Genomic DNA, 19,843 nt, shown 5'->3' with positions numbered 1-19,843 from the left:
GTGCGCGGTGTCCCGGGGGCCGGAGAACGGCTCAGAGCTGGTCGCGCAACGCCTCGGGGACGGCGTCGAACGCCCCGGACCTGCGGCCGATACGGTCGATCCGCAGCGTCGCGGTCGCACCGTGCGCGGCCAGGCCCTCGAACGCGGAGATCCGCTCGACGGCGGGGGCCAGCGCAGCCGTACCCTCCTCGACGGCCCTCTGGTACGTCAAGGGCTTGAGGAATCGTGAGACGGACAGCCCGGCGTTGTAGCGGGCGGTCTTGCCCGTCGGCAGGACGTGGTTGGTCCCGGCGATGCCCTTGTCGGAGTAGGCGACGGTGGACCAGGGGCCGATGAAGAGCGACCCGTAGTTGGTGAGGTGCCGCAGGAAGTAGTCGTCGTCGCCGGTCTGGATCTCCAGGTGCTCGGGGCCCAGGACGTCCGCCACGGCCACCGCGTCGGCGCGGTCGCCCACGACGATGACGGAGCCGAAGTCCCGCCAGGCCGGTCCGGCGATGTCCCGGGTGGTGAGGGTCTCCAGTTGGCGCTCGATCTCGGCGGCGACGGCACGGCCCAGCTTCTCGGACGTGGTGATCAGGGCGGCGGGCGAGTTGGGCCCGTGCTCGGCCTGGCCCAGCAGGTCCGCGGCGACCCACACGGGGTCGGCCGTGTCGTCGGCGATGACCGCCACCTCGGAGGGGCCGGCCAGCAGGTCGATCCCGACGCGTCCGAAGAGCTGCCGCTTCGCCTCGGTGACGAAGGCGTTGCCCGCGCCCACCAGCATGTCGACCGGGGCCTCGCCGAGCAGGCCGAACGCCATCGCGCCCAGGGCCTGGACACCGCCGACGGCGAAGACGCGGTCGGCGCGGGACAGGTAGGCGCCGTAGAGCACCGCCGGATGGGCGCCGTGCTCGCCCGACGGGGGAGTGCACGCCACGACGGTGGGGACACCGGCCGTCTTCGCGACGTTCACGGTCATGAAGGCGCTCGCCAGCAGCGGGAAGCGGCCCGCGGGCAGGTAGGCGCCGACCCGGGAGACCGGGACGTAGCGCTGGCCGCCGGCGACGCCCGGGGCGAGTTCGATCTCGAAGTCGGTCAGGTGCTCGCGCTGGGCCGAGGCGAAGCGGTGGGTGCGCTCGTAGCCCATCTCCAGGGCGGTGCGGACGTCGGCGGGCAGGGCGTCGCCCGACTTCTTCAGCTCGTTGGGCCCGATCTCCAGCTCACCGGACCAGCCGTCGAGTTCCTGGGCGTAGGCGCGGACCGCGTCCATGCCCCTGCGCTCGATCTCCCGGAGCATCTGCGACACCCGCTCGACCACCTTGGGGTCGCGCTGGGCGGGGGGACCGTCGACCGCCGGCTTCTTGAGCCACTTCAGGGGCGGGAGGGCCTGTGCTTCGTCGTGCGTGATCTGCATACCCCGGACGCTAGACGCGGCGCTGCCACAGGACCAGAGGGGCAGTTCCTGTGCGAACCACAGGCTTTCCCTGTGACTCCTTCCCCATGGCTGTCCCTGTCGGGAGCCGTGCCTCCGGTCATGCGGACGAGCCGTTGCCGAGCTCGCGGATGGTGTCCTCGGCGAGGCGGGCCAGTTCCCGGGTTGCGCGGGAGAGGGGGTGGCCCCGGCGCCGGACGAGCGCGATGGTGTCGTGCAGGGGCTCCTCGAAGGGTGCGGTGTGCAGACCGGACGGAAAGGACGGGCTGCTGATCACCGCGCGGCTGGCGATCGTGTCACCCACGCCGGCGGCGGCCAGCTTCAGTGCCGCCTCCACGTGCTCGATCTCGATCATGGGCTCGACGCGGACCCCGGCGAACTGCGCCCGCTCGGCGATCTGTCGTCGCGTCGGGTCCCGCCAGCCGTAGTGGGCGTCGTACAGCACGAGGGGCGCCCGGGAGAAGGCCTCGATGGTCACCGGGGTCCGGGTGCGTTCCGGGTCGGCGCTGACGTAGAGCACCTCGTCGCGCATCAGGGGGGTGACCACCAGCCCCTCGTCGTCGATCGGCAGGATGACCAGGCCCGCCTCGATGTGCCCCGCCGCCACGGCCGCCGCGGTCTCGGCCGAGTTCTGGCCCACGAGCCGGACCCGGACCGCGGGGTACCGGGCGTGGAACAGCTGCACGAGGTTGGCCAGCAGGTAGTAGTCGGCGTTGCGCAGCACCCCGAAGGTGGCGGTGCCCCCGCCCAGCGACCCGAGGGAGTGCACCGCCCGGACCCCGCTGTCGGCCGCCTCCAGTGCCTCCTGGGCGTAGGGCAGCAGCTCGTGTCCGGCGGCGGTCAGGGTCAGCGTGCGGCTGCCGCGGAGGAACAGGTCCGTGTCCAGTTCCGTCTCCAGACGGCGGACCAGCTCCGAGGCCGACGCCTGGGCGATGTCCATGGCCCTGGCGGCGGCGGTGAACGACCCGAGCCGCTCGGCCTCGACGAAGGCCCTCAGCTGGTTGAGGGTCATTCGGTCCCCCTGCCGGGGGGCAGGGGCGGGGGCGATGGCGGGTGGTGTGGTTCCAGGCATGGCCGCACTCTAGGGAAGACCCCCGGTCCGGTCGTCGCCCGCCTCGCGCTCGCGCACCCGGCGGGGTCCGGCGGGGTCCTTCGTTTCCGCCTCTGCGGAGGTGCCCTGGAGGTTCCCGGCGGCGCCCGGTGCCCCCGAACGACCGATGCGGACCTTCGAAACTGTCGGGGTGCGGTGCCCGCTCCTTTCGCCCGCCGCGACCGGCTCCCCCTCGCGGTGCGTCCTCCGCCCCTCCTCGCGCGCAGAGCCCGGGGAGCGGCGCGCGATCGATAACGTTTTGAGTCGGCGCCCGCACGACCATTGACCGCAAATCCCGTCTGACTTTACTGTCCGTCAGCATGGACTTTCGGTGATGGCGCCGAAACATTCGAAAGGCGAACGATGAAGACACGTGCGCGCTTGCCCAGACTGGTCGCCACCGGTGCGACGCTCGCCCTCGCGCTGAGCCTCGCGGCCTGCGGGGACGGGAACGGCGGGGCGTCGTCGGACGACGGCAAGATCCATGTCCTGGTCTACGGGGACGCCAGCAACAAGGTCGAGCAGCGAATCGTCGACACGTTCAACAAGACGTCCGACGTGAAGGCGGTCCTCGACACCATCCCCGGCGCGGACTACCAGCAGAAGCTCCAGACGATCATCAACACCCCGCAGGCTCCGGACGTCTTCTTCAACTGGGGCGGCGGCAGCATCAAGCCGTTCGTCAAGGGCGACCTGCTGCTGCCGCTCGACGACTTCATCAAGAAGAACCCGGACCTCAAGGCGAAGTTCCTGCCGTCCGTCTTCGACAGCGCCGTCGTCGACGGCAAGCCGTACGGCGTCCCGATGCGCGGCACCCAGCCGGTCCTGCTCTTCCACAACAAGAAGGTCCTCGAAGACGCCGGCGTCCAACCGCCGAAGACCTGGGACGAGTTGATCGAGGCGGTGGGCAGGCTCAAGGACGCGGGCGTCACACCGATCGCGCTCGGCGGCGGCGACGTCTGGCCCACCCAGATGTGGTTCCAGTACCTCTACGACCGCATCGCCGGGCCGGAGCTGTTCGCCAAGGCCGTCGGCGGCGACAAGAGCGCCTGGGAGAGCGCGGACAGCAAGAAGGCCCTGGACATGATCAAGGAGCTGGTCGACACCGGCGCCTTCGGCAAGAACTACGACTCCGTCAAGTACACCAACGGCGGCTCGGTCCAGCTGATGGCCTCGGGCAAGGCCGGCTTCGAGCTGATGGGCTCCTGGTACTACTCCCAGCAGCTGACGGACCACCCGGAGTTCGCCGAGAAGGACCTCGGGTACACCGCCTTCCCGGCCGTCGAGGGCGGCAAGGGCGACCCGGCCAACGTCGCCGGCAACACCAACAACTACTACTCGGTGATGAAGAAGACCAAGCACCCCGAGGCCGTCGCCGAGTTCCTGAAGCTCATGTACTCCGACGAGTTCGTCAAGGCGCAGCTGGACATCGGCAACCTGCCGACCACGACCGACACCGGCAAGTTCATCGACGGCTCGGGCACCCCCGAGTACTCGCGCTTCCAGTACGACCTCGTCGCCGACGCCCCGTCGTTCCAGCTCTCCTGGGACCAGGCGTACCCGCAGAAGGCCAGCTCGGACCTGCACAAGGCCGTCCAGCAGTTCTTCAACGGACAGCTCGACACGGACGGCTTCGTCAAGGCCATGCAGGCCCTCCCGACCGACTGACGAACGGCTCATGACCACACAGATCACGAGTGCCCGGCCCGCCGCCGGACCCCGCAAGGAGTCCCGGCGGCGGCCGCCCGCCTCGTCCGCAACGACGGTGGGACGCCCCGGCTTCGCCTGGGCGCTGCCCGCCGCGATCTTCTTCGCCCTCTTCGCGATCGTCCCGCTGATCATGGTGGCGGTGCTGTCCTTCATGAGCTGGGACGGGATCAGCTCGCCCGAGTTCGTCGGCACGGACAACTGGTCGCGCCTCATCGACGACCCGGTGATGCTCAAGAGCATCTGGCTGACCCTGCTGCTGACCGTGCTAGGCGTGGTCCTCCAGACCCCGCTGAGCATCCTGCTCGGCGTCTGGGCCGCCGGCCACCAGCGCAACCGGGCCGTCCTGTCGGTCATCTACTTCATCCCGCTGCTCCTGTCCGCGACGGCCGTGTCCGTGCTGTGGCGGGCGCTGCTCGACCCGAACTTCGGCATCCCCGCGGACGCCACCTGGCTCTTCGGCGACGGCAACCTCTTCGGTGAACAGGCCACCGCCATCGGGGTGCTGGCGTTCGTCAGCACCTGGCAGTTCACCCCGTTCCACACGCTGATCTACCAGGGCGCCGCCCGCGCGGTCCCGCAGGTGCTGTACCAGGCGGCGGAGATCGACGGGGCGGGCCGCTACCGGCAGTTCTTCCACATCACGCTGCCGCAGCTGCGCACGTCCATGATCACCTCGATGATCCTGATGATCGTCGGTGGTCTGACCACGTTCGAGACGGTCCTCATCCTGACCCAGGGCGGACCCGGTACCGACACCACCATCAGCGCCTACTACATGTACGACAAGGCCTTCAAGAGCTTCGACTACGGCACCGGTTCCGCGGTCGCCCTGGCCCTGGTCGTCGCGGCCACGATCATCTCGCTGATCGTCGTCCGGGTCTCCGGCTACGACAAGATGCGCAGCTCCGCGGAGGGTGTGTCATGAGGCGCCGACCGAACTACCTGGCCGGTGCCGGCTCGCTCGTCTGGCTGCTCCTGGTGGGCCTGCCGCTGTACGTGATGCTCGCCGCGACCCTGCGCACCCGCCAGGACTACGCCGAGAACGGACCGGTCTCCCTCCCGGACAGCTTCACGCTGGACAACTACATCGGCGCCTTCGACTCGGGCTTCGGCCAGTACTTCCTCAACACGCTGATCGTCACCGCCTGTGTGATCGGCATCGTGCTGCTGCTCGTCCCGCCGCTCGCCTACGCGATCGTCCGCAGCCGCAGCAGAACCACGTCGGCGATCTTCCGGCTCTTCCTGCTCGGCCTCGCCATCCCGGCCCAGGCCGTGATCGTGCCGATGTTCTACCTGATCAGCGAGGCCGGGCTGTACGACAACCTCCTCGGCGTCATCCTGCCCACGGCGGCCTTCTGCCTGCCGATGTCCGCGCTGATCCTCAGCGGCGCCATGCGCGACATCTCCCCGGAGCTGTACGAGGCCATGGCGATGGACGGCGCGAGCCAACGGCGCGTCTTCCTCCAGCTCGTCGTGCCGCTGTCCCGCGGCGGACTCTCCACCATCGTGGTGTTCTCCGCGCTCCAGGCGTGGAACGGCTTCCTGTTCCCGCTCGTCCTGACCCAGTCCGACTCCACCAAGGTGGTCACGCTGGGCCTGTACAACTTCCAGACCGCGCACGGCATCGACATCCCCGGTCTGCTGGGAGCCGTGGTGCTGTCCATGGTGCCCATCCTGCTCGTCTACCTGTTCGCCCGTCGCGCCCTGGTCCAGGGCCTGATGGGCGTCGGAGGAAAGTGATCGACAACGTGGCCGTTGAGACCGCCCCCGAAGTCCCCCTCTGGAAGAACCCCGCCCACCCCGTCACCGCCAGGGTGTCCGCGCTGATCGACGCGATGACCCTGGAGGAGAAGATCGCCCAGCTGTACGGCGTGTGGGTCGGCGCGTCCGACGAGGGCGGCGACGTGGCCCCCCACCAGCACGACATGGAGGAGGCCGTCGATCTCGACGCGCTCCTGCCCCGCGGACTGGGCCAGCTGACCCGCCCCTTCGGCACCGCCCCCGTCGACCCGGCGCTCGGCGCGCTCTCCCTGCTGCGCACGCAGACCCGCATCGCCGCGTCGAACCGCTTCGGCATCCCCGCCGTCGCCCACGAGGAGTGCCTGGCCGGCTTCGCCGCCTGGGGCGCCACCGCCTACCCCGTCCCGCTGTCTTGGGGCGCCACCTTCGACCCGGACCTGGTCCACCGGATGGCCACCGCCATCGGCCGCGACATGCGGTCCGTCGGGGTCCACCAAGGGCTCGCGCCCGTCCTGGACGTCGTGCGCGACGCCCGCTGGGGGCGCGTCGAGGAGACCATCGGCGAGGACCCGTACCTCGTCGGCACCATCGGCACCGCCTACGTCCGCGGCCTGGAGGACGCGGGGATCGTCGCCACCCTCAAGCACTTCGTCGGCTACTCGGCCTCCCGCGCCGGACGCAACCTCGCCCCCGTCTCCATGGGGCCGCGCGAGCGCGCCGACGTCCTGCTGCCGCCCTTCGAGATGGCCGTCCGCGAGGGCGGCGCCCGGTCGGTGATGCACGCCTACACCGACACCGACGGGGTACCCGCCGCGGCCGACGAGGAACTGCTCACCGGGCTGCTGCGGGAGACCTGGGGCTTCGAGGGCACGGTCGTCGCCGACTACTTCGGCATCGCCTTCCTCAGGACGCTGCACGGCATCGCCGCCGACTGGGCCGGCGCCGCCGGCGCCGCGCTGCGCGCGGGTGTCGACATCGAACTGCCCACCGTCAAGACGTTCGGCGCGCCCCTGGTGGAGGCCGTCACGGCCGGCCGGATACCGGAGAAGCTGATCGACCGCGCGCTGCGCCGGGTCCTCACCCAGAAGGCGGCGCTCGGCCTGCTCGACCCGGGCTGGGACCCCGTGCCCCCCGCGCTGGCCGGCGCCGACCTGGACGACCTGGACGCCCTGCGCGGCAGGATCGACCTGGACGGGCCCGCCAACCGCGAGCTGGCCCGCACGGTCGCCGAGGAAGCGGTCGTGCTGCTGAGCAACGACGGCACCCTGCCGCTCGACCGGCCGCGCCGCGTCGCCCTGGTCGGACCCAACGCCGACGAGGCCACCGCCGTACTGGGCTGCTACTCCTTCCCCCAGCACATCGGCGTGCACCACCCGGCGACGCCCGTCGGCATCGAACTGCCCACCCTGCGCGACACCCTGGCCGCCGAGTTCCCCGACACCGAGTTCACCCTCGTACGCGGCACGGGCGTCGACGACGGCGACGTCTTCGGCATCCCCGAGGCCGTCCGGGCCGCCCGCGACGCCGATGTGGTCGTCGCCGTCCTGGGCGACCGTGCCGGACTGTTCGGCCGCGGCACCAGCGGTGAGGGCTGCGACGTGGAGTCGCTGGCGCTGCCCGGTGCCCAGCAGCAACTCCTGGACGTGCTGCTCGACACCGGCACCCCGGTCGTCACGATCCTGCTGGCGGGCCGCCCCTACGCCCTCGGCCGGGCGGTGGCGGAGTCCGCCGCGATCGTCCAGTCGTTCTTCCCCGGGGTGGAGGGCACCGCCGCCCTCGCCGGGGTGCTGAGCGGACGGACGAGCCCCTCCGGCCGGCTCCCGGTCGGCGTGCCGCGCGGTGCGGGCGCCCAGCCGGCCACCTATCTCGGGGCACGGCTCGCGCAGGCCGGCGAGGTGTCCAACATCGACCCGACGCCCGCCTTCGGCTTCGGGCACGGCCTCACGTACACCACGTTCGCCTGGAGCGACCTCGTGACGTACACCGGGGAAGCGGCCACCGACGGTGAGTTCTCCCTGGCGTTCACCGTCCGCAACACCGGGCGACGGCACGGCACCGAAGTCGTCCAGCTCTACCTGCACGACCCGGTCGCCACCGTCGTCCAGCCGGTGCAGCGGCTCGTCGGCTACACGCGGGTGCCGCTCGCGCCCGGCGAGGCCCGGCGGCTGCGTGTCACGGTCCCGGCCGACCTCGCCTCCTTCACCGGCCGCGACGGACGGCGCGTCGTCGAACCGGGCGGCCTTGAGCTGCGGCTCGCCGCCTCCAGCACCGACCCGCGCCTGACGGCGACGGTCACCCTCACCGGTTCCGAGCGCCATGTCGACCACACGCGGCGCCTGCACGCGGTCTTCGAGGAGGAGGGGGAGGGCACCGGCGTCTGACACCCGACGCCGACGTCGCGAGCGGTGCCGCCGGGGGCACCGCCCGCGCCGCCGGGGGCCTGGCCTTCGGCCGGTCGGCGCCCGGTCAGCGGACGACGTCGAACACGTTCTTCTGCAGGCCGTTGGCGTAGGCCTCGTACTCGACCAGCTTCAGCCTCTGTGCGTCCTTGTCCGTGGCGCTGAACAGCCGCTTGCCCGCGCCGAGCAGCACCGGGAAGACGAGCAGGTGGTAGCGGTCGATCAGGCCGGCGTCCGACAGGCCGTGGTTGAGTGTGGCACTGCCGTGGACGATGATCGGGCCGCCCTCGGTCTCCTTGAGCGCGGCGACCTCGTCGAGCGAGCGCAGGATCGTGGTCTCGTTCCAGTCCGTGACCAGTGCGTCCTCGGAGAGGGTGGAGGAGACGACGTACTTCGGCATCGCCTTGTACCCGGTGAACTCCTCCATGCCCGGCCACACCTTGCTGAACGCCTCGTAGCTCACCCGGCCCAGCAGCAACGCGCCGGCCTCGCTCTGCTCGCGGCCCTTGATGTCGTACGCCTCGGGGAGGAAGTCCACGTGCTCGACGGTCCACCCGGAGTTCCGGTAGCCGGGCTCGCCGCCGGGGGCTTCCATCACGCCGTCGAGCGAGACGAAGGCGGTGCTGATCAGGGTACGCATGTGAGGTCCTCGGGGTCTGGTGTGCGGCTGCTGCAACTCTGACCGACGGTGGCGGGGAAACTCATCGCTCCTCGCGACACATCCTGCGCCGTGCGTCCCACCGGCGGGGCGTCGGCCGCCCCCGACCAGGTCGTCGGCACGGTGACCCGGTGATCCTCCTCAGCGCGTCCTCGGCCGCCTCCACCACGTGGCGCACCCGGTCGGTGAGGATGGAGGGCCCGTCGGCCGAACCGAGGACGCAGAGATGTGCTGGAGCGCGGAGGCCGACCTGGTCGCGGGTGCCGGGATCACCGCCGTCGGGGTGGCCTGCGTGGTGCGGGCGGGCCGGGCCCGTGACCTTCCGCTGGCCGCGCTCCCCCTGCTGCTCGGCGTGCACCAGATGGTCGAGGCGGCGGTCTGGGCCTCGGACGGCGGCACCGGTCCGGCCACCCTGGCCTGGACCGTCATCGCCCTTCCCCTGCTCGCGCTGTGGCTGCCGGCGGCGGTGCTCTGCGCCGTCCCGCCCGGTGCGCGGCGCCGGCTGCTCGTGCCGCTGGCCGTGGGAGCCGTGACGGCGACGGTGCTCGCCTACGTGCTGGCCACCCGTCCGGTGCTGGCGGAGGTCCGCGGTCGCACCGTCGGCTACGTGGTGGACCTGCCGCACGCCCCGCCGCTGATCGCGGGCTACCTGGTGGCCACGGTCGGCTCCCTGCTGCTGTCCGGTGACCGCGGCCTGCGCCGGCTGGGGGCGGTCATCGCCGCGGGGGCGCTGGTCTGCTGGGGGGTGTGGCGGCTGGAGTTCGTCTCCACCTGGTGCGCGTTCGCCGCGGTGTGCTCGGTGGTCCTCCTCGGCTGGGTGAACGGGCGCCGGACGAGACCGGCCGTCCGCCCTTCGTGACGGGACGTCACGGGCCGGGCCGGACCGTGCCGTGACCCGTTCCCCGTGTCGTGACCGGGCCGCTCGCCCCCCCCGTGACGGGATCAGCGGCCCCGCAGCGCGTCCAGCGCCTGCAGCGCCACATGCAGTTCGGTGCGCTGCGCACCGGATTCCAGGTCGCGGCCGAGGAGCCGTTCGATCGCGCGCAGCCGTTGGTAGACCGTCTCCCGGGACAGACCGCCGGCGCGGGCGGCGACGGTCTTGTTGCCGGCGGCGTCCAGGTACCCGCGCAGGGTCGCCAGGAGGTGCGTGCCGTGCCGGGCGTCGTGGTCGAGGAGCGGCCCCAGCTGCCGCTCCGCGTACTCCTGGACGCGGAGGTCGTCGCGGAGCGCGAACAGCAGCCGGCGCAGGCCGATGTCGCACCGTTCGTGGAAGGAGCGGTCCGGCGGGAGCGCCTGGCCGGGCTCGGTGGCCTCCGCCACCCGGGTCGCCTCCCGGAACGAGCGGGGCACGCCGGCCAGGTCGGAGGCCGGGGTGCCGACGCTCACGGCGGTGCCCGGGGCCGGGTCGAGCGCGGCGCGGCTCAGCCGCTCCACCACCGGCCGCCAGGGCTGCGACGGACGCAGCGCCAGCAGCACCCCGAGGCGGGTGGGGGCGAGGAGGCCGACGAGCGCCGGGGCGCCCGAGACGCCCACCTCCCGCGAGAGGAGGTCCTCGGTGCGCGCGGTGTCCCGCGCCGCCGGCACGTCCACGACCGCGGCGACGAAGCGGGAGTCCCGCGTGGGCAGCCCCAGGGCCGTGATCCGGGCGTGCGCCTCGGCGGGGGAGCGGTAGCGCTGCTCCACCAGATCGCGCAGGGCACCGCGGTGCGCCGTGCGCTCCCAGGACGTGGGGTGGGTGAGGCGGGCGATGGTGAGGGCCATCGCGGTCCGCTCCAGCACGGTGACATCCTCGGGCCCGAAGTCCGGCACCGGGACGGTACCGGACGGGCCGGGGAGCATGGCCACGCGTCCCCACCGCTCGCCCCGGTACTCCACCGGGGCCACGAGCCACCCCTCGGGGCCGCGGACACCCACTTCGCCCGCGTCATTCTCGCGGTGCTCGCGGTCCTCGCCGTCCGTACGGACGGTGGCCCGCGAGCGCCGCTCCCAGTCGGTGAGCGCGGATTCCGCCGGGCCGCCCGGGACCGCGCAGAGCAGCGCCCGGTGGACCAGGTTCTCCAGCACGACCGTGTGTCCGCTCGTCTCCGCCGCGACGCGCAGCAGCTCCTCGGGGCCGGCGCCCCGCAGGGTGAGGGCGGTGAACGCCTCGTGGACACGCTGCGTCCTGCGCATCGCGTCCGCCTGGTGGCCGAGGAGCAGGGTGTGGACGACCTGGGTGACCTCCAGGAAGTTGACGTCCCTGGCGAGCGTGACCAGGGGCAGACCGCGTGCCCGGCAGGCGAGCACGAGGGCGTCGGGCGGCCGGTGGTAGCGGCGGACGAGTTCGAGGACCAGGGCCGCGGCACCGACGGCGGCGAGTTCGTCCACGTAGCGGCGCACCCCGGCGGGGTCGTCGGGCAGGGGCATGCCGGTGGTGAGGACGAGTTCGCCGCCCTTGAGGAAGGAGGCGGGGTCGGTCAGTTCGGTGATGTGGACCCAGCGGACCGGGCGGTCGACCCCGTCCGGTCCGGTCACCACCCTGGGGCACCCCCCGGCCAGGACCGGCAGCGCCAGCACGTCGGCCACGGTGAGCGGACGGCCCTCGGGGGCCGGGGCCCTGCGCTGGTTCTCGCTCACGGTGCCTCCCTGCGCCCCCGTCACTGTGACAAGCCGTTGCTGACCTGCGCAAGGGCGCCGGTGCGGCGGACGGGGCGCACACCAGGGGCGTGACGGGGACGGAGCGGTTGACACATCGTCCGGATACCGCCCCTCGGCCGGACAGATCACGCGTTGCCGGTCCCCGGGCCGAGGGAAGGCTCGGGACGCCGCAGCAGACCGACGAGCAGGCCGGGAGACGAGCATGACCGCACTGTCGCCGCACCTTCGCCAGGCCACGCCCGTGGTGGCCGTCCGGGGCGAGGGCGTCCACCTCCACGGCGAGGACGGCCGCCGCTATCTGGACTTCACCGCCGGCATCGGCGTCACCAGCACCGGGCACTGCCACCCCAGAGTCGTGGCCGCCGCCCGGGAACAGGTGGGCACCCTGATCCACGGCCAGTACACGACCGTCATGCACCAGCCGCTGCGGCGCCTCGTCGACCGGCTCGGCGAGGTCCTGCCCGCCGCCCTGGACAGCCTCTTCTTCACCAACTCCGGCAGCGAGGCGGTGGAGGCGGCGCTGCGCCTGGCCCGCCAGGCCACCGGCCGGCCCAACGTGCTGGTGTGCCACGGGGGCTTCCACGGACGGACGGTGGCCGCCGCCTCCATGACCACCTCCGGCACCCGCTTCCGGTCCGGTTTCTCCCCGCTGATGAGCGGCGTGGTCGTCACCCCCTTCCCGACGGCCTTCCGCTACGGCTGGGACGAGGAGACCGCCACCCGCTTCGCCCTCCAGGAACTCGACTACACCCTCCAGACCGTCTCCTCGCCCGCCGACACCGCCGCCGTCATCGTCGAACCGGTGCTCGGCGAGGGCGGGTACGTGCCCGCGACCCGCGCCTTCATGGAGGGCCTGCGGGAACGGGCGGACCGGCACGGCTTCCTGCTGATCCTGGACGAGGTGCAGACCGGCGTGGGCCGCACCGGCCGCTTCTGGGGCCACGAGCACTTCGGCGTCGCCCCCGACGTCCTCGTCACCGCCAAGGGGCTGGCCAGCGGGTTCCCACTGTCCGCCATCGCCGCCCCCGAGGAGCTGATGCGCAGGGCCTGGCCGGGCTCGCAGGGCGGCACGTACGGCGCCAACGCGGTGGCCTGCGCGGCGGCCTGCGCCACGCTCGACGTCGTCCGGGACGAGAAGCTCGTCGAGAACGCCGAGGCGATGGGCGCGCGGCTGCGCGCGGGGCTGGAGACGGTCGCCGCCCGCACGCCGGCCATCGGGGACGTGCGGGGCACGGGGCTGATGCTGGCCAGCGAGTTCGTCACCGAGGACGGCGGCCCGGACCCGGAGACCGCCGCGCGGGTCCAACGCGCCGCCGTCGACGAAGGGCTGCTCCTGCTGCTCTGCGGGGCCTGGAACCAGGTGGTGCGGATGATCCCGGCCCTGGTGATCGACGCGTCCGCCGTCGACGACGGACTCCGTGCCTGGTCGGCCGCCGTCGAGGCCGGCACCTCGGGGCCGGTGGAGCGGTGAACGCGGCAGGCGGGGGCGCCGTGGCCGGCACACCGACGCGGCTCCTCATCGGCGGGACCTGGACGGACGCCGCCGACGGCGCCACCCTGGCGGTGGACGACCCGGCCACCGGCGGCATCCTCGGCCGGGTCGCCGACGCCGGCCCCAAGGACGCCCGGCTCGCCGAGGACGCGGCGGTGCGGGCGCAGGAGGGGTGGGCCGGCACGGCACCCAGGGCCCGCGGCGAGATCCTGCGCCGCGCGCACGAGATCCTCCTCGACCGTGCCGAGGCGTTCGCCCGGCTGATGACGTCCGAGATGGGCAAACCCCTGGCGGAGGCCAGGGGGGAGGTGGCCTACGCCGCCGAGTTCCTCCGGTGGTTCTCGGAGGAGGCCGTGCGCGTCGACGGCGACCACGGCGTCCTCCCCGACGGACGCCACCGCATGCTGCTCTCCCGGCGCCCCGTCGGGCCCTGCCTGCTGATCACCCCGTGGAACTTCCCGCTGGCCATGGGCGCCCGCAAGCTCGGCCCGGCGCTCGCGGCCGGCTGCACGACGGTGCTCAAACCGGCGCCGCAGACCCCGCTCTCCAGCCTCGCCCTCGCCGCGGTCCTCCAGGAGGCCGGGCTGCCGGACGGGGTGCTCAACGTCGTCACCACCTCCCGGGCGGGGGAGGTCTGCGAGCCGCTGCTGCGCGGCGGACGCATCCGCAAGCTGTCCTTCACCGGCTCCACCCGGGTCGGCCGCCTGCTGCTCGCCCAGTGCGCCGACACGGTGGTGCGCGCCTCGATGGAGCTGGGCGGCAACGCGCCCTTCATCGTCTTCGACGACGCCGACCTGGACGTGGCCGTGGACGGCGCGATGATCGCCAAGATGCGCAACATGGGCGAGGCGTGCACCGCCGCGAACCGCTTCTTCGTCCACCGGTCGGTGGCCGAGGAGTTCGCGCGGCGCCTCGCCCGGCGGATGGCGGCGCTCGTCGTCGGGCCCGGCACCCGGGACGGGGTCGACGTGGGCCCGCTCATCGACGCCGCCGGGCGGGCCAAGGTGGAGGACCTCGTGGCCGACGCGGTGGAGCGCGGCGCCCGGGTCCTCGTCGGAGGCCGTACGCCCGAGGGCCCCGGCTGGTTCTATCCCCCCACGGTCCTCACCGACGTCCGGCCGGACAGCCGTCTGACCAGCACGGAGATCTTCGGCCCCGTGGCGGCCATCCTCACCTTCGACGACGAGGACGAGGTCGTACGGCGCGCCAACGACACCCCCTGGGGGCTCGTCGGCTACGTCTTCACCGAGGGCCTCGCCCGGGCCCTGCGCGTCAGCGAACGCCTGGAGGCCGGCATGGTCGGCCTCAACACCGGCCTCGTCTCCAACCCGGCCGCGCCCTTCGGCGGTGTCAAGCAGTCCGGGCTCGGCCGCGAGGGCGGAAAGGCGGGCATCGAGGAGTTCCTGGAGTACCAGTACGTCGCGATCCCGATGCGGTGACCATCCGTCTTTGCATGATCATGCGTCATGATGCATACTCTTCCTATGTCCAAGGTCCTCACCTCCCTTCCCACCGGCGAGCGCGTCGGTATCGCCTTCTCGGGCGGCCTCGACACCTCGGTCGCGGTCGCGTGGATGCGTGACAAGGGCGCCGTCCCCTGCACGTACACCGCCGACATCGGCCAGTACGACGAGCCCGACATCGCCTCGGTGCCCGACCGTGCCCGGACCTACGGCGCCGAGATCGCGCGCCTGGTCGACTGCCGCGCGGCGCTGGTCGAGGAGGGCCTGGCCGCGCTCACCTGCGGGGCGTTCCACATCCGCTCGGGCGGGCGCGCCTACTTCAACACCACGCCGCTGGGCCGTGCCGTCACGGGCACGCTGCTGGTCCGCGCGATGCTCGAGGACGACGTCCAGATCTGGGGCGACGGCTCCACGTTCAAGGGCAACGACATCGAGCGGTTCTACCGGTACGGGCTGCTCGCCAACCCGCAGCTGAGGATCTACAAGCCCTGGCTGGACGCGGACTTCGTGACCGAGCTGGGCGGCCGCAAGGAGATGTCGGAGTGGCTCCTCGCCCACGACCTCCCCTACCGGGACTCGACGGAGAAGGCGTACTCCACCGACGCCAACATCTGGGGCGCCACCCACGAGGCCAAGACCCTCGAACACCTGGACACCGGCGTGGAGACCGTGGAGCCCATCATGGGCGTCCGGTTCTGGGACCCGTCGGTCGAGATCGCCGCCGAGGACGTCACGATCGGCTTCGACCAGGGCCGCCCGGTGACGGTCAACGGCAAGGAGTTCGCCTCCCCGGTCGACCTGGTGATGGAGGCCAACGCCATCGGCGGCCGGCACGGCATGGGCATGTCCGACCAGATCGAGAACCGGATCATCGAGGCCAAGAGCCGCGGTATCTACGAGGCCCCGGGCATGGCCCTGCTGCACGCGGCGTACGAGCGCCTCGTCAACGCCATCCACAACGAGGACACCCTCGCCCAGTACCACAGCGAGGGGCGGCGGCTGGGCCGGCTGATGTACGAGGGCCGCTGGCTCGACCCGCAGTCGCTGATGATCCGGGAGTCCCTGCAGCGCTGGGTCGGCTCGGCGGTCACCGGCGAGGTCACGCTGCGGCTGCGGCGCGGCGAGGACTACTCGATCCTCGACACCACGGGCCCGGCGTTCAGCTACCACCCGGACAAGCTGTCCATGGAGCGCACCGAGGACTCCGCGTTCGGGCCGGTGGACCGGATCGGCCAGCTCACCATGCGCAACCTCGACATCGCCGACTCCCGCGCCAAGCTGGAGCAGTACGCCGGCCTCGGCCTGATCGGCAGCGCCAACCCCGCCATCGGCGCGGCCCAGGCCGCGGCGACCGGGCTGATCGGCGCCATGCCGGAGGGCGGCGCCGAGGCCATCGCCTCCCGCGGCGAGGTCTCCGGTGACGACGAGCTGCTCGACCGCGCCGCCATGGAGTTCGGCACGGACTGACCGAGGCGCCCCGGAGGGCTCCTCGACCGGCAAGGGCCGGCCCGACACCTGAGGGTGTCGGGCCGGCCCTTCTGTTTCTCATGTCGGTGCACGACTTGCGTTCGATACGAGCTTCCCGCATCGCTCTCTCTGCCGTATCACGCCCTTTTTCCAGCTCACCGCGTACGCAAGAAGTGTGCAAGCCACGCAAGCGTGTTACGGGCCAAATCCCGTCGTAGCGGGGACCGTTGACAAAGCGGTGACGTACTAGAAATCTGATGACGCACTTTCCGCAAAGAATCGACTGTCCTGCTCAATTGGCGCGCACGGTCGGTGTCCTCCCTGTCTCACCGGCCTGTCGTGCTCCACGCCTCCCCACGGAACATGAGGACCCCCATGAGATGGAGATCCCCTGGCCGACGGCCGCTGACGGGCGCCGTCGTGGCCGGGCTGATGACGGTCGGGCTGCTCCCGCTGCCGTTCGCGGCCACCGCCCGGGCCGCGGCGCCCGCCGCCGACGTCAACCTCGCCCTCGGCCGCCCGGCCACGGCAGGCGGTTCGCACGGCGCCTACCCGGCCGGCAACACCACCGACGGCACCCAGGCGACCTACTGGGAGGGCCCGGCCGGTTCCTTCCCGCAGTGGGTGCAGGTCGATCTCGGCACCGCCCGCGAGGTCGACCGGGTGGTCCTCAAACTGCCCACCGGCTGGGAGAGCCGCACCCAGAGCCTCTCCCTCCGGGGCAGCACCGACGGCTCCACCTTCCGCACGCTGGCCGCCTCCGCCGCGCGTGCCTTCAGCCCGGGCCAGGCCAACACGGTCGCCATCGACCTCGCCGCCGCGTCCGACGCCCGCTACGTCCGCGTCGACGTCACCGGCAACACCGGCTGGAACGCGGCCCAGCTGTCCGAGCTGGAGGTGTACGGCGAGGACGTCGACACCGGCCCGCCGCCCACCGGCACCAACCTCGCCCGCAACAAGCCCGTCGAAGCCACCTCGACCACCCAGAACTACGTCGCCGCCAACGCCACCGACGACTCCACCTCCACCTACTGGGAGGCCGCCGGCCAGCCCGCCGACCTCACCGTCAAACTCGGCGCCGACGCGGACGTCAGCGGCGTCGTCGTCAAGCTGAACCCGGACGCCGCGTGGGGCGCCCGCACCCAGGGCATCCAGGTCCTCGGCCGCAAGCAGGGCGCGAGCGACTTCACCTCGCTGCGCGCCCGCGCCGACTACTCCTTCAGCCCCGGCACCGGCAACACGGTGAGCATCCCCGTCACCGCCCAGGTGGCCGACGTACGGCTGCGGTTCTTCTCCAACACCGGCGCCGGCGGCGGCCAGGTCGCCGAGTTCCAGGTCGTCGGCACCGCCGCCCCCGCGCCCGACCTCACGGTCACCGGCCTCGCCTGGACGCCGGCCGCGCCCAGCGAGCGCGACGCGGTCACCGTGAACACCACGGTGCGCAACGCCGGTACCGCGCGCTCGGCCGCCACCACCACCGAGGTCACCGTCGAGGGCGCGGTCGCGGGCAGCGCCGCCGTCCCCGCGCTCGACCCCGGCCAGTCCGCCCAGGTAGCCGTCTCCACCGGCACCCACACCGCCGGCAGCTATGCGGTGGGCGCCGTGGTCGACCCCCGCGGGACCGTCGCCGAGCTGGACGACACCAACAACAGCCGCACGGCCGCGAACAGGCTGGTCGTCGACCGGGCACCGGGCCCCGACCTGGAGGTCACCTCCCTCACCACCAACCCGGCCGCCCCGGCCGTGGGCGCCCAGGTCTCCTTCACCGTCGCCGTGCACAACCGCGGCACCAGCGCCGCCGCCGCGGGCTCGGTGACCCGTCTCCAGGCGGGCTCCACCACCCTCAACGGCACCACCGGTCAGATCGCGGCCGGCGCCACGGTCGACGTGCCGGTCAACGGCACCTGGACGGCGACCGGCGGCGGCGTCACGCTGACCGCGACCGCCGACGCCACGGGCGTCGTCGCCGAGACCAACGAGAACAACAACGTGCTCGCCAAGTCCCTCGTCGTCGGCCGCGGCGCCGCCGTGCCCTACACCGAGTACGAGGCCGAGGACGGCCGCACCAACGGCACCCTGGTCACCGCCGACGCCGAGCGCACCTTCGGGCACACCAACTTCGGCTCCGAGTCCTCGGGCCGCAAGTCGGTCCGGCTCAACTCGACCGGCCAGTACGTCGAGTTCACCTCGACCACGTCCACCAACTCCATCGTGGTCCGCAACTCCATCCCCGACGCCCCCGGCGGCGGCGGAACGGAAGCCACCCTCAGCCTCTACGCGGACGGCGCCTTCGTGCAGAAGCTGACCCTGTCGTCCAAGCACAGCTGGCTGTACGGCACCACCGACGACCCCGAGGGCCTCACCAACCGGCCCGGCGGCGACGCGCGGCGGCTCTTCGACGAGTCCCACGCCCTGCTGAACCGGACCTTCCCGCAGGGCACCCAGTTCCGCCTCCAGCGGGACGCGGGCGACACCGCCGCCTACTACGTCGTCGACCTGATCGACCTGGAGCAGGTCGCGCCCCCCGCCGCCAAGCCGGCGAACTGCGTCTCGATCACGGAGTACGGAGCCGTCCCCGGCGACGGACTCGACGACACGGACGCCATCCAGCGCGCCGTCACCGCCGACCAGAACGGCCAGATCCCCTGCGTGTGGATCCCCGCCGGACAGTGGCGCCAGGAACAGAAGATCCTCACAGACGACCCGCAGAACCGCGGTCAGCACAACCAGGTCGGCATCCGGGACGTCACCGTCCGCGGCGCGGGCATGTGGCACTCCCAGCTCTACACCCTGACCCCGCCGCACGAGGCCGGCGGCATCAACCACCCGCACGAGGGCAACTTCGGCTTCGACATCGACCACAACACCCAGATCTCCGACCTCGCCATCCTCGGCTCCGGCACCATCCGCGGCGGCGACGGCAACCACGAGGGCGGCGTCGGGCTCAACGGCCGCTTCGGCAAGGGCACCAAAATCAGCAACGTGTGGATCGAGCACGCCAACGTCGGCGTCTGGGCCGGCCGCGACTACTCCAACATCCCCGAACTGTGGGGCCCCGGTGACGGCCTTGAGTTCACCGGCATGCGCATCCGCAACACCTACGCCGACGGCATCAACTTCGCCAACGGCACCCGCAACTCCACCGTCCACAACTCGTCCTTCCGCAACACCGGCGACGACGCGCTCGCCGTGTGGGCCAGCAAGTACGTGAAGGACACCTCGGTGGACGTCGGCCACGACAACCACTTCCGCAACAACACGATCCAGCTGCCCTGGCGGGCCAACGGCATCGCGGTGTACGGCGGTTACGGCAACTCCATCGAGAACAACGTCATCTCCGACACCATGAACTACCCGGGCATCATGCTGGCCACCGACCACGACCCGCTGCCCTTCTCCGGGCAGACCCTCATCGCGGGCAACGCCCTGCACCGCACGGGCGGCGCCTTCTGGAACGAGGACCAGGAGTTCGGGGCCATCACCCTCTTCGCCCAGGGCCAGGACATCCCGGGCGTGACCATCAGGGACACCGAGATCCTCGACTCGACCTACGACGGCATCCAGTTCAAGACGGGAGGCGGCGCGATGCCGGACGTGAAGATCCAGAACGTCCGCATCGACAGGTCCAACAACGGCTCCGGCATCCTCGCGATGAGCGGCGCCCGCGGCAGCGCGACGCTGACGAACGTCACCATCACCAACTCGCGGGACGGCGACGTCCTGATCGAGCCGGGCTCCCAGTTCAAGATCAATCAGTAGGAGGGTCCACCCGTACC

General features: G+C 72.1%; 13 protein-coding genes. 9 read left to right on the top strand and 4 right to left on the bottom strand.

From position 1 onward, the window contains the following. Positions 1–31: 31 nt before the first annotated feature. Both hisD and ACGF5T_RS24845 read right to left on the bottom strand, forming a co-directional pair. Positions 32–1,393 (bottom strand): histidinol dehydrogenase, encoded by a 1,362-nt coding sequence (hisD, locus tag ACGF5T_RS24850; RefSeq protein ID WP_366767499.1) that lies wholly within the window; start codon positions 1,391–1,393, stop codon positions 32–34. A gap of 118 nt (positions 1,394–1,511) precedes the next feature. Beyond that, complete coding sequence (locus tag ACGF5T_RS24845) at positions 1,512–2,423, bottom strand: LysR family transcriptional regulator (RefSeq protein WP_356606885.1); 912 nt, start codon at positions 2,421–2,423, stop codon at positions 1,512–1,514. A gap of 441 nt (positions 2,424–2,864) precedes the next feature. Between ACGF5T_RS24845 and ACGF5T_RS24840 the strand changes: the two genes are divergently transcribed. The 4 genes from ACGF5T_RS24840 to ACGF5T_RS24825 are packed head-to-tail and all read left to right on the top strand — an operon-like array spanning position 2,865 to position 8,332. Then, entirely contained in the window at positions 2,865–4,169 is a 1,305-nt protein-coding gene (locus tag ACGF5T_RS24840; RefSeq protein WP_361010606.1) for an extracellular solute-binding protein, read from the top strand. 10 nt (positions 4,170–4,179) lie between these two features. After that, the gene (locus tag ACGF5T_RS24835) at positions 4,180–5,136 is read left to right on the top strand and encodes a sugar ABC transporter permease (RefSeq protein WP_356606889.1); all 957 of its coding nucleotides are present in this window, start codon (positions 4,180–4,182) and stop codon (positions 5,134–5,136) included. Continuing rightward, on the top strand, positions 5,133–5,951 hold the full coding sequence (locus ACGF5T_RS24830) for a carbohydrate ABC transporter permease (protein WP_356606891.1): 819 nt from the start codon (positions 5,133–5,135) through the stop codon (positions 5,949–5,951). Before ACGF5T_RS24835 ends, ACGF5T_RS24830 begins: the two co-directional genes overlap by 4 nt. Then, entirely contained in the window at positions 5,948–8,332 is a 2,385-nt protein-coding gene (locus ACGF5T_RS24825) for a glycoside hydrolase family 3 N-terminal domain-containing protein (RefSeq protein WP_366767498.1), read from the top strand. The genes ACGF5T_RS24830 and ACGF5T_RS24825 overlap by 4 nt, the downstream gene beginning before the upstream one ends. A gap of 85 nt (positions 8,333–8,417) precedes the next feature. Here the strand turns inward: ACGF5T_RS24825 and ACGF5T_RS24820 are convergent, their stop codons facing one another. After that, the gene (locus ACGF5T_RS24820) at positions 8,418–8,990 is read right to left on the bottom strand and encodes a dihydrofolate reductase family protein (protein ID WP_366767497.1); all 573 of its coding nucleotides are present in this window, start codon (positions 8,988–8,990) and stop codon (positions 8,418–8,420) included. A 244-nt stretch (positions 8,991–9,234) separates the two neighbouring features. Between ACGF5T_RS24820 and ACGF5T_RS24815 the strand changes: the two genes are divergently transcribed. Next, on the top strand, positions 9,235–9,867 hold the full coding sequence (locus ACGF5T_RS24815; protein ID WP_356606897.1) for a DUF6629 family protein: 633 nt from the start codon (positions 9,235–9,237) through the stop codon (positions 9,865–9,867). A gap of 83 nt (positions 9,868–9,950) precedes the next feature. On the opposite strand, the gene ACGF5T_RS24810 is transcribed toward ACGF5T_RS24815, so the two are convergent. Continuing rightward, entirely contained in the window at positions 9,951–11,624 is a 1,674-nt protein-coding gene (locus ACGF5T_RS24810) for a PucR family transcriptional regulator ligand-binding domain-containing protein (RefSeq protein WP_366767496.1), read from the bottom strand. A gap of 223 nt (positions 11,625–11,847) precedes the next feature. Here ACGF5T_RS24810 and ACGF5T_RS24805 point away from each other — a divergent pair, with 223 nt between their 5' ends. The 4 genes from ACGF5T_RS24805 (at position 11,848) to ACGF5T_RS24790 (ending at position 19,826) form a co-directional block, all read left to right on the top strand. After that, a complete protein-coding gene (locus ACGF5T_RS24805) occupies positions 11,848–13,116 on the top strand; it encodes an aminotransferase class III-fold pyridoxal phosphate-dependent enzyme (protein WP_366767495.1) in 1,269 nt (422 codons plus the stop codon). 20 nt (positions 13,117–13,136) lie between these two features. Next, positions 13,137–14,576, top strand: a complete 1,440-nt coding sequence (locus tag ACGF5T_RS24800) for an NAD-dependent succinate-semialdehyde dehydrogenase (RefSeq protein WP_366767556.1) — start codon at positions 13,137–13,139, stop codon at positions 14,574–14,576. 45 nt (positions 14,577–14,621) lie between these two features. Beyond that, a complete protein-coding gene (argG, locus tag ACGF5T_RS24795) occupies positions 14,622–16,067 on the top strand; it encodes an argininosuccinate synthase (protein WP_361010619.1) in 1,446 nt (481 codons plus the stop codon). A gap of 375 nt (positions 16,068–16,442) precedes the next feature. Beyond that, positions 16,443–19,826, top strand: a complete 3,384-nt coding sequence (locus ACGF5T_RS24790; protein WP_366767494.1) for a CARDB domain-containing protein — start codon at positions 16,443–16,445, stop codon at positions 19,824–19,826. Positions 19,827–19,843: the final 17 nt, after the last annotated feature.

Source organism: Streptomyces sp. NPDC047853, assembly GCF_043204535.1.
GTDB lineage: Bacteria > Actinomycetota > Actinomycetes > Streptomycetales > Streptomycetaceae > Streptomyces.
The sequence above is the reverse complement of the archived record's forward strand: the minus strand, read 5'-3'. Positions and strand labels throughout refer to the sequence as shown.